This window comes from Vibrio lentus, from assembly GCF_002875945.1.
Classification (GTDB): domain Bacteria; phylum Pseudomonadota; class Gammaproteobacteria; order Enterobacterales; family Vibrionaceae; genus Vibrio; species Vibrio apostichopi.
The window spans coordinates 93,187-101,850 of sequence record NZ_MCZK01000006.1 but is presented as its reverse complement, the minus strand read 5'-3'; the positions used below and the strand labels follow the sequence as shown (position 1 = coordinate 101,850).

Genomic DNA, 8,664 nt, shown 5'->3' with positions numbered 1-8,664 from the left:
CTAAGCGGAGAAGAGCCCCTGGGGTATTGCAAAACCTCTAACCTTTGGGCCAAATTCACTGAGCCACTACACCATACGTTATTATCTCGTCTATACACTCAGTTGTCGTGAAATTGAAGAGATACAATTGGAGCGCGGCGTATAAAGAAGCACGTATCTGGGTCGTGGCGAATGAATGAAACCTACATCAAAGTAAAAAGGTAAGTGGGTCTATTACTATCGTTCGGTCGATAAATTTGGAAATGTCATTGATTATTATATTAGTTCGAAGCGTGATGAGGCTGCTACTAAAGCCTTTCTGAATAAGGCTATTGCACAAAATGGTTTACCAAGAGAGGTCGTCATAGATGGAAGCAAGAGTAACTACGCGGCCATTGATTCAATGAATGTTCAGCTCTGGTTGACGGGTTACTTTATGCTCTCAATAGTAGAGATATTAGACATTAAATATTTGAACAATATCGTTGAGTAGAGTCACCGTTGGGTGAAGCAGAAAGCGCATCAAGCGCTAGGTTGGAAATCAATGAAAGGAGCCTTGACCAGTTTGCATGGACGATGTTGAAACAAGAGTAGATAGATATTGAAGGCCAGACTACCTTTGCTCGATTCTACGCACTCGCTGTATAATTGTACCTGTAGGGTTGGTCTGTCACACCTCAACTAGATTTGCGACAGAACCAAATAAGATCATAGGGCGCTTCGTAGAATACTGGCAATCTCTGAGTGTTCACGGCTTTCAGCATGTTGTAACGGTGTAATTCCGTTACTATCTGCGATGGAAATATCGGCTCCAGCATTTACTAGAATTTTAACAATATCTTGATAGGGCTTAGAGCCATCCCCTAACACAATCGCTTCAAGCAATGCTGTCCATCCAATATTGTTTTTCCGATTAAGCGGTGCACCAGCAGTTACTAGTAAACTTACTATTTCTACAGCACCTTGATGGCTTCCGTAAATCAGTGCTGATCCTTGATATACTGACGTAAGTAATGTTGGGTCAATACCATTAGCTAATGCCCATTTAGCCATTTTTATATTAGAGGTAGAAATGGCAATGTTTAGAATGTCTCTTTTCTTAACATCAAGAACATTTATATCTGCACCTTGTTCTAAAAGTAACGACATCGTGCGTATATCACCAACACGGGCACTCACAAGAAGCGGTGTATCTCCCAATGCATCTCTCTGGTTTACCTTATCTTTGTCTATAAGAGAAGTTAGTAAATTGATATCTTTTGCTTCAGTGATACCAAATATAGCGTCTAATTTATGACTCTCGAAAGCATTTGCGTAAAACATCCATAATATGGGTAGCGCAAACATCGAGCGTAATACATTCAAACTTCTTCCCTCTTGTTAATGATCTGACGACGAACCCACTGACATACAACGTTTTGATGGTTCCTGTGATGCCAATAGAGATGAACATCGAAAGGTGTTGGCGTCACTTCAGAAGGTAGCTCAAATAACTTAATATTGTATCGCTCCTCTATTTGTGTTGCGACAATATCGGGAACAGCCATAATAATATCATTTGTCTCGCATAGCGAAGCCGCTAGGGAAAAACTTGATAGCTTAAAGGCAACATCACGGTTCAGCTTCTGTTGAGCTAGAATATCATCAATTTCACTGGATCCTAGCCCGCTAATTGCAACAACAGCGTGCTTACAGCTTAAATAGTCGTTAAGAGTAAAGTTTCGTATTGTTGCTTTAGGATGTTGTTTTCCCATAATACCGACAAATCGAGTGTTGCAGATCTTAATGTGGTATATCTGATGTGAGCTGTATGTAGGGCGTAAGCCAGAGATTACAAAATGTACTTCACCAGCTTCTAATAATTTAAATGGATCCGCAGGTCTGTTCGTTACAGTAAATCGCATATTTGGAGCCTGCCTCTGAAGAAAAGGCAAATATCTTACAAAAAAAGCACAGCTCTCTGTGTCAAGCCCATAAAAGCTCATAGTGCTTGTCGTTGTTTGTACATCGAAAGTTTCGTTTTCCACTATATCCCTTAGTGCACTCAATAATGGCTTCAACTCAGTTTGGAGTATGAGTGCTTTGTCAGAGAGAGAATAGCCTTCAGTGGTTGTGACTAACAATGGGTCCCTAAATAGATCCCGAAGCTTTTTAAGATGTTTACTCACTGCTGGTTGACTCATACATAACACAGTAGCTGCTCGAGATACATGTTGCTGTTCGAGTAGTACCTCTAGTATGACTAACATATTCAAATCTATATTTCTTAAGTTCATCCGATGACGTCCTCTACCTTAGCAACTGTAGATTCTATATGAACTTATCTCTCCTTGGGTATAACAATAAGAAATAATCGCTATCCACTCTAGTTATTTTGCTCTGTTTATTATCAGTCGTATTATGAACTCCATTGAGTTAATTAAATCACTATTAAGAGGTAACACAAATGAAAATAGCATTGACAGCGATAGCGTTAACGGTTGTTAGTCTGCCTTCGTATGCGCTAACACAGTTGACAGAAAATACATATCACTTCTATCACGGTCATTATGGGAGCCTTGTTGTAGTCGGTGATAGTGGGGTGTTAATAACAGATCCTGCAAATAGTAAACGAGCTGAAGTTTTGAAAAAAGAGTTAACAAAAGTAACAAATAAGCCAGTTACGCATATCGCTTATTCCCAAGATCATTTTGACCATATAGGTGGAGGTGAGGTATTTAAAGGGGCAAAAAGCTATATACAAGAATCAGCTAGCCAAGTCCTCAAGTACGATCCTCTAGAAATGGCTCCTGATAAAATTGATGTGATGTATAAGGAGTATCTTAGTATAGATTTGGGTAACGTAAATGTAGAGTTGCACGCTCTAGGTGCAAGCGATGGATTTTCAGCTAGTGCTATTTATGTCCCAGGTGAAAAGGTTGTTTATAGCTCTGATTTATATCAGGACGGCAAAATTACCAAAGGGAAGTACTTACCAACTTTAAATGGCGTGGGGGTTTGGGCTGCATTGAATACTCTTTCGGAATGGCCTTTAGAACATGCAATCGATTCTCATTCTAACGGTAGCTCTGTCAAGGCTTTGCATGAATACCGAGGCTTATACAATGACATTTACGATAATGTTCTACAAAAGCTGAAGGACAAGCGTAAGACTCATAAAGGCTCACTATATGATTATGCCTATTATGAGTTGCAACAAGAAATTGAACTACCTAAATACAAAAGCTGGAAACAGTATGAAGAATTACCAGCTCATATACAACGAATGGCTCTTTCGATGGTACATGCAGGGTAGAAAGGACCTCAAATATCGAGACGGATTGTAATACAATAATTCAGCTCATTAGATAGTCTATCGAATCGAACGATAACTATATTTTTGGATGTTTTGTGGCAGAAGCTCAGCAGCTTCTACCTACAATGCTCTATCCGTAGGCGCGTCATAAACTCTGCATTAGTGCTGTTGCAACTGATAAGCACGGCCATATCGTTGATTTTTCACTCTGCGATCGCCGTGATGGAAAGCGGCTCGCGCCTTCTTTACCAGAAAAAGTGGTTATCGATAAGAGTGGAACCAACGCATTAGCACAACGAAACTCAACCCCAACTTTCTCTAAATCGATGTTCAGCGACCAGCGTTTCGCCGCTGGACACGAAAGCTCACCAAAAATGATATCGGTTCTGTCGCAAATCTAGTTAGAGGCGTGACAGGCCCATCCTACAGATACAATTATACTGCGAGTGCGTAGAATCGCTCAAAGGCCGTCTGGCCTTCAACATCTATCTGATCTTGTTTCAACATCGTCCACATTTCACGCCCATGCAAACTGGCCAAGGCTCCTTTCATTGATTTCCAACCTAGCGCTTGATGCGCTTTCTGCTTCACCCAACGGTGACTCTACTCAACGATATTGTTCAAATATTTAATGTCTAATATCTCTACTATTGAGAGCATAAAGTAACCCGTCAACCAGAGCTGAACATTCATCGAATCGATGGCCGCGGAGTTACTCTTACTTCCATCTATGACTACTTTACTTGGTAAGCCATTTTGTGAAATAGCCTTATTCAGAAAGGCTTTAGTAGCAGCCTCATCACGCTTCGGACTAATATAATAATCAATGACATTTCCAAATTTATCGACGGCTCGGTAATAGTAAACCCACCTACCTTTAACTTTGATGTAGGTTTCATCCATACGCCACGAGTCAGACACCGGCTTCTTTCTTCGCCTCGCTCTATGCTCTAATAATGGGGCAAATTTGATAACCCAACGATTGATAGTGGCATGATCTACAACGACACCTCGCTCTAATTGTATCTATTCAATTTCACGATAGCTGAGTTTGTATGCAAGGTAATAGCGGATAGTTTCGAGAATAACTTCAGAGGGAAAGTGGCAGCCTTTAAACATTGAGAATCAGTATCATGAATAGAAATTAAGCAAATTTTAACTTAAAGGCTCAAACTTTGCGACAGAACCAAATGAACGCTACGCGCTTTTGACGGTGAAAACCGTGCCGTCAGTTGGGAAGTTAGGCGAAAACGACGATGAAACCCTAATAACCCAAGGAAGCACACCATGCCACATTCCCTTTCTTTGCACACTCACAGCACTAAGCCCGTAAAAGCGAGCAACGTATCCCCGTTGCATCCGTCAGGCTCTACAACAATGAAAATTGCGCCGCTGTCAGTTTTGATTCACTGCTCTGAATCTTCAAGGCTAAAAAAAGATGAAGAGTTCGATTTCGAAATCTTTGAGGCTATCGCACTGAAATCGGCTTCGCTGATCATTGCTTTCGCATTCTGGAATATTCTGAATCTCTAAAGAAATCAGAGCCGAATCATTGGTATTTAACGAACCCGCAAGGCAAAGAACTAATAGAGCTGTTGAAAACATATCAACTCAATCGACAACAAGTGGCCAATGGCCACCAGAGCGCGTTTGAAAAAGTACGTGTAGCTAAAGCGCAGAATAAAGAGATGGTTCAAACACGTTTTGAGGTTAAGTAATGAAAGCATTTGTATTAGATACCCGACTAGTTCGACTGTTTGAAAGGTTAGCTGCCCTTAACCCACCAGTTGGTCAAATGGTGAAGGCTTTAAATGTTGTGTTACAGCAATCTGGCTCTCACATTGAAAGTAAGCAGGATTTTTGTGATTTCATTGAACAAGTAGAACGATTCCAAGCCGAAAGCTCGAGCGGGGGTTTTAGTGAGTGAATGGGCTAGTTAGCCAGATGGTGGGCTTTGTCCGTGCTTCGCACTTCAAAGCCCCAAACCAAATGAAGCAAATTCATTACACATTTTTCTTTTCTATCAGTAATTTATTTTTAATTATGATTAAATAATAAGTGTTTTTTCAGCTAATCCTATAGCTTGGTTGAGAAATATAAAACGAATAGGGTTGGGAAAACATGCGCAAAATCATTGATACTCAAGCAGCCCCAAAAGCGATAGGACCATATTCTCAAGGGGTCATCACTGGTGGGCTAATTTTCACTTCAGGTCAATTACCATTAAGTCCTCATACCGGACTTTTGGTCAAAAGTAGTCTGGAGAAGCAAACCGTGCAGTGTCTAGAGAACATGAGAGCGATTTTGCTCCATGCAGACGCTGACATGTCAGATGTAGTGAAAACAACCGTCGACCTTACCGATATGATGAGCTTTTCCGTGGTAAATGAAATTTATAACGATTTCTTTATTAAGAACGGCGCCAATTTTTTTCCCGCGAGAACCTGCATCGAAGTATCGAAACTTCCTCTCAATGCCCTGATTGAAATAGAGGCCGTTGCTGTCGCGCCTTAGCTGTTACTTGTTTCGTTTTTTAGCCCCAGCCTAGAGCTGGGGTTATTATTTAGACATACCTTAGTGCGTACTTTTTCTCCTTATGTTTAATGGTGTAAATCTTACAAATCCAATGCAACCTATTATATTTATGGCTTTTATCACCTAAGTATCGCGAAATGAGTAAGAATTACATTTTTCGAGTGTAGTGGTATAGTTAATTTGGCCACCTGATTAAGAGGTGATGTATGATCATCTCGATACTAAAACATGGCAGCCTATCAGCTATTGAAAGCACTGCGATTGACCCTGATATGAATGGAACGCACATGCATTCCAATTGAAAGATTCAGCGTTCTAAAACTCACAACGTATAAGCGTTATTCGATTCCAACCACTCTTTTACCGCTCGGTTAAAAGTGACCAACTTCTGCGGTGTTACCCTTCTTTGAGCATAGATAAGACTTAGCTTTTGGGCTTTTATCGACCATTCTGGGAACACGTGAATAAGCTCACTTTGCTTGAGCTGCTCTTCAACTTGATAGAACGGCAAGCTGGCGACACCTATCCCTTGCATCGCTAACTCTAAAATTGAACTATAAGTATTCGAACTAACGCTTCCGGTTACTTCAACATGGTAGGTTTGCTCACCATTGATCAACTCCAGCTGATTCCAACGTTCATTTTGACTGTTAAGAATGAAGCTGCATTTATGGATGTCTTTGGTGGTGGCGAGTGGGTAAGTTGATGCGTAATCCGCACTGCAAACGAGAACATTGCGGATATGCCCGAGATCGTTGGCAATCACATCATTAGGCAGTTCATCGTAGGCTCTAAAAGCAATGTCAAAGTCGCCAGACTCTATCTTCTTTTTCATCGGCCCAAAGTCGAGAATCAAATCCACTTTTGGATACTCTTGCTTGAAAGTAGGGATGATATGACGACAAAGCGCACGCCCAAACTCTATCGGTGCGGTAATTTTTAAATCGCCTGCCACTTCCTGCGTCATGTCTAAGACACGCATTTCCGCTTCGGTTGCTAATAGTTGAATTTGCTTCGCTTTCGAATACAACTCTTCACCCACTTCTGTGAGGCTGATAGAACGAGTCGTTCTGTGAAACAGCTTAGAGTTCAATGTTTCTTCGAGTCGTTGTACATGCCGAGACACCAAACCTTTTGACACATCCAATACTTCAGCGGCCTTGGTGAAGCTTTGCTCTTCGGCGACAGTCAAGAAGGTCTGCATATAAATCAAATTCATCATTAACACCATTTAGTAAACAGTGAAGTCATTTTGTACTGTTTTTCTTACTCTTTCAAGAAACTAAGATTCAAAACGTAAACAGAAAGGAGAAGAACAATGAACAAATTACTACTTATTACCGCTGCAATGGCAGCCTCTATGAATGTTTCAGCAGCCTCTGTTGTAGAAGGTAATCCAACACTGGTTGGAGACTCATTCGGGTTTGTTGAAGGCCCAACATGGGATGTGAAACATCAACGTTTCTTGTTTAGCGATATTCCAAACAACACAACCTATTCTTACGATCTTGAAGGCAAGTTAAGCGTTTTTGATGACAACTCTGGTTATGCCAATGGTCTCGATATTGATGCTAAAGGCAATCTTTGGGCTGCTCGCCATGATAGAAAGCTGTCGTACCGTCAGGGCAACGGAGAGAAAGTGATTGTCGCTGCAACGTATAACGGCAAGTTGCTTAATAGTCCGAACGACTTAACCGTTAACAGCGATGGCAGCGTGTGGTTCACTGATCCTCCGTTTGGCATCCAAGGTTACGGCCCAACAAAGGCAGAACCCGAGCAACCGGTTAACGGCGTTTATCGTTACTTAGATGGCGATCTAAAGCTGATCACGGGGGAGTTCAAGCTACCAAACGGCATCGCTTTCTCTTCTGATGAATCTTCGTTATACGTTGCCGACACGTCTGATGGCTGGGTATACCGATTTGATGTTGATGGCCAGTCACTCAGCAATAAGACTCAGTTTGCCCAAGTGAAAGCGGTATCTGGCTCAGAACCTATGGTTGATGGTGTTGCTGTTGATGCTGATGACAACCTGTTTGTTGCAGCGCATGGTGGTGTGGGTGTGTTCGATAAAGACGGTAAGCAAATAGACTTTGTTGCTATCGATGCGGGCCATATTAGTAATCTAGAAATTGGCGGAAAACAGCAAGACTTACTAATGGTGACGGCATACAACAAAGTGTTGGTGTTTAAGCTTAAGTAACGTCTTACAAAGCGAAAACAAAAATGGAACGCCCGAGCGTTCCATTTTTCGTATCTGCTTTACCTTAAACCTGCTCGCTTGGGTGTCCCCACATTAGCTCGCTTGCGTAAGGGCCAGTGACGCTAGAGGTAGACTCTCCCACGCCATCTAGTGCGCCAGGAGTAAGTGCTTTAGCGAACCAGCACTCAAGAGGTGCAAGTGTTCTTACTGGTGGAAGCACGTTGTGTGGCGTGTTGTAACGGTTGCCGTAGTGGAACGGTTCGCCCATCACGAAGATAACGTCAGCGTCGAGTTGTTTCTCGGCTTCTTCCATTAATCGAGTCGCGTAGCCTTTGCCTTGGTATTCTGGCAATACCGCTAAAGGTGCAAGTACATAACACTTCAGGTGTGGCGCTGCGTCTATTGTGATTGGGGTATAGCATGCGTGTGCTACGCCTTCATGCACGATAGAAAAGCTGCCGTCGGCAATAAGATCGTCGGCAAATTCTGCGTACAGTTTTGCATGGCGTTCGTCGTAAAGCCCGCCTGCAGCGGCGAAAGCTTCGTATTGAATTTCATAAGGGGTTTTCATTTGAAAAATTCCTAACTTAAATTATTGGTTGTCAGCGTTTTCAGATATCTAATTACTTTAGATAGCCAACAACGTTTTATT

The 8,664-nt window shown here is 41.9% G+C and carries 10 protein-coding genes and 2 pseudogenes; 6 read left to right on the top strand and 6 right to left on the bottom strand.

Annotated features, from left to right (window positions below):
- Nucleotides 1–25 precede the first annotated feature (25 nt).
- Nucleotides 26–562 (top strand): annotated as a pseudogene (locus tag BCT49_RS00805) (IS6 family transposase).
- Between the two features lie 125 nt (nt 563–687).
- On the opposite strand, the gene BCT49_RS00800 reads toward BCT49_RS00805, so the two are convergent.
- Together BCT49_RS00800 and BCT49_RS00795 are read right to left on the bottom strand one after the other, a co-directional pair.
- The gene (locus BCT49_RS00800) at nt 688–1,344 is read right to left on the bottom strand and encodes an ankyrin repeat domain-containing protein (protein ID WP_133151624.1); all 657 of its coding nucleotides are present in this window, start codon (nt 1,342–1,344) and stop codon (nt 688–690) included.
- Nucleotides 1,341–2,228 carry a LysR family transcriptional regulator gene (locus BCT49_RS00795; protein WP_241908005.1) on the bottom strand — a complete coding sequence of 296 codons (888 nt, stop codon included), beginning with the start codon at nt 2,226–2,228 and terminating at the stop codon, nt 1,341–1,343. Before BCT49_RS00795 ends, BCT49_RS00800 begins: the two co-directional genes overlap by 4 nt.
- 197 nt (nt 2,229–2,425) lie before the next feature.
- Between BCT49_RS00795 and BCT49_RS00790 the strand changes: the two genes are divergently transcribed.
- Nucleotides 2,426–3,274, top strand: coding sequence for an MBL fold metallo-hydrolase (locus BCT49_RS00790; RefSeq protein ID WP_102433768.1), 849 nt, complete (start codon nt 2,426–2,428; stop codon nt 3,272–3,274).
- 435 nt (nt 3,275–3,709) lie between these two features.
- Here BCT49_RS00790 and BCT49_RS25750 read toward each other — a convergent pair whose 3' ends face one another.
- Entirely contained in the window at nt 3,710–3,865 is a 156-nt protein-coding gene (locus tag BCT49_RS25750; protein WP_198595799.1) for a hypothetical protein, read from the bottom strand.
- 12 nt (nt 3,866–3,877) lie between these two features.
- Nucleotides 3,878–4,393 (bottom strand): annotated as a pseudogene (locus tag BCT49_RS00785) (IS6 family transposase).
- Nucleotides 4,394–4,561: 168 nt separating this feature from the next.
- Between BCT49_RS00785 and BCT49_RS26035 the strand changes: the two are divergent.
- From BCT49_RS26035 to BCT49_RS00770, 3 genes are all read left to right on the top strand, one after another.
- The gene (locus BCT49_RS26035; RefSeq protein ID WP_241908004.1) at nt 4,562–4,807 is read left to right on the top strand and encodes a hypothetical protein; all 246 of its coding nucleotides are present in this window, start codon (nt 4,562–4,564) and stop codon (nt 4,805–4,807) included.
- Between the two features lie 184 nt (nt 4,808–4,991).
- Nucleotides 4,992–5,201, top strand: a complete 210-nt coding sequence (locus BCT49_RS00775; RefSeq protein ID WP_102433767.1) for a hypothetical protein — start codon at nt 4,992–4,994, stop codon at nt 5,199–5,201.
- Between the two features lie 194 nt (nt 5,202–5,395).
- Complete coding sequence (locus BCT49_RS00770) at nt 5,396–5,788, top strand: Rid family detoxifying hydrolase (protein WP_102433766.1); 393 nt, start codon at nt 5,396–5,398, stop codon at nt 5,786–5,788.
- Between the two features lie 343 nt (nt 5,789–6,131).
- Here BCT49_RS00770 and BCT49_RS00760 read toward each other — a convergent pair whose 3' ends face one another.
- Nucleotides 6,132–7,028 carry a LysR family transcriptional regulator gene (locus BCT49_RS00760; RefSeq protein WP_102433765.1) on the bottom strand — a complete coding sequence of 299 codons (897 nt, stop codon included), beginning with the start codon at nt 7,026–7,028 and terminating at the stop codon, nt 6,132–6,134.
- 99 nt (nt 7,029–7,127) lie between these two features.
- Here BCT49_RS00760 and BCT49_RS00755 point away from each other — a divergent pair, with 99 nt between their 5' ends.
- On the top strand, nt 7,128–8,012 hold the full coding sequence (locus BCT49_RS00755; RefSeq protein WP_102433764.1) for an SMP-30/gluconolactonase/LRE family protein: 885 nt from the start codon (nt 7,128–7,130) through the stop codon (nt 8,010–8,012).
- 64 nt (nt 8,013–8,076) lie between these two features.
- Here the strand turns inward: BCT49_RS00755 and BCT49_RS00750 are convergent, their stop codons facing one another.
- Nucleotides 8,077–8,583, bottom strand: a complete 507-nt coding sequence (locus BCT49_RS00750; protein WP_102344704.1) for a GNAT family N-acetyltransferase — start codon at nt 8,581–8,583, stop codon at nt 8,077–8,079.
- Between the last annotated feature and the right edge of the window lie 81 nt (nt 8,584–8,664).

Bases quoted from the DNA above. Each gene is read 5' to 3' on its own strand.
- BCT49_RS00775 (WP_102433767.1), top strand. From the start codon at position 4,992: ATGAAAGCATTTGTATTAGATACCCGACTAGTTCGACTGTTTGAAAGG.
- BCT49_RS26035 (WP_241908004.1), top strand. From the start codon at position 4,562: ATGCCACATTCCCTTTCTTTGCACACTCACAGCACTAAGCCCGTAAAA.
- BCT49_RS00770 (WP_102433766.1), top strand. From the start codon at position 5,396: ATGCGCAAAATCATTGATACTCAAGCAGCCCCAAAAGCGATAGGACCA.
- BCT49_RS00795 (WP_241908005.1), bottom strand. From the start codon at position 2,228: ATGTTAGTCATACTAGAGGTACTACTCGAACAGCAACATGTATCTCGA.
- BCT49_RS00760 (WP_102433765.1), bottom strand. From the start codon at position 7,028: ATGAATTTGATTTATATGCAGACCTTCTTGACTGTCGCCGAAGAGCAA.
- BCT49_RS00755 (WP_102433764.1), top strand. From the start codon at position 7,128: ATGAACAAATTACTACTTATTACCGCTGCAATGGCAGCCTCTATGAAT.
- BCT49_RS00750 (WP_102344704.1), bottom strand. From the start codon at position 8,583: ATGAAAACCCCTTATGAAATTCAATACGAAGCTTTCGCCGCTGCAGGC.
- BCT49_RS00790 (WP_102433768.1), top strand. From the start codon at position 2,426: ATGAAAATAGCATTGACAGCGATAGCGTTAACGGTTGTTAGTCTGCCT.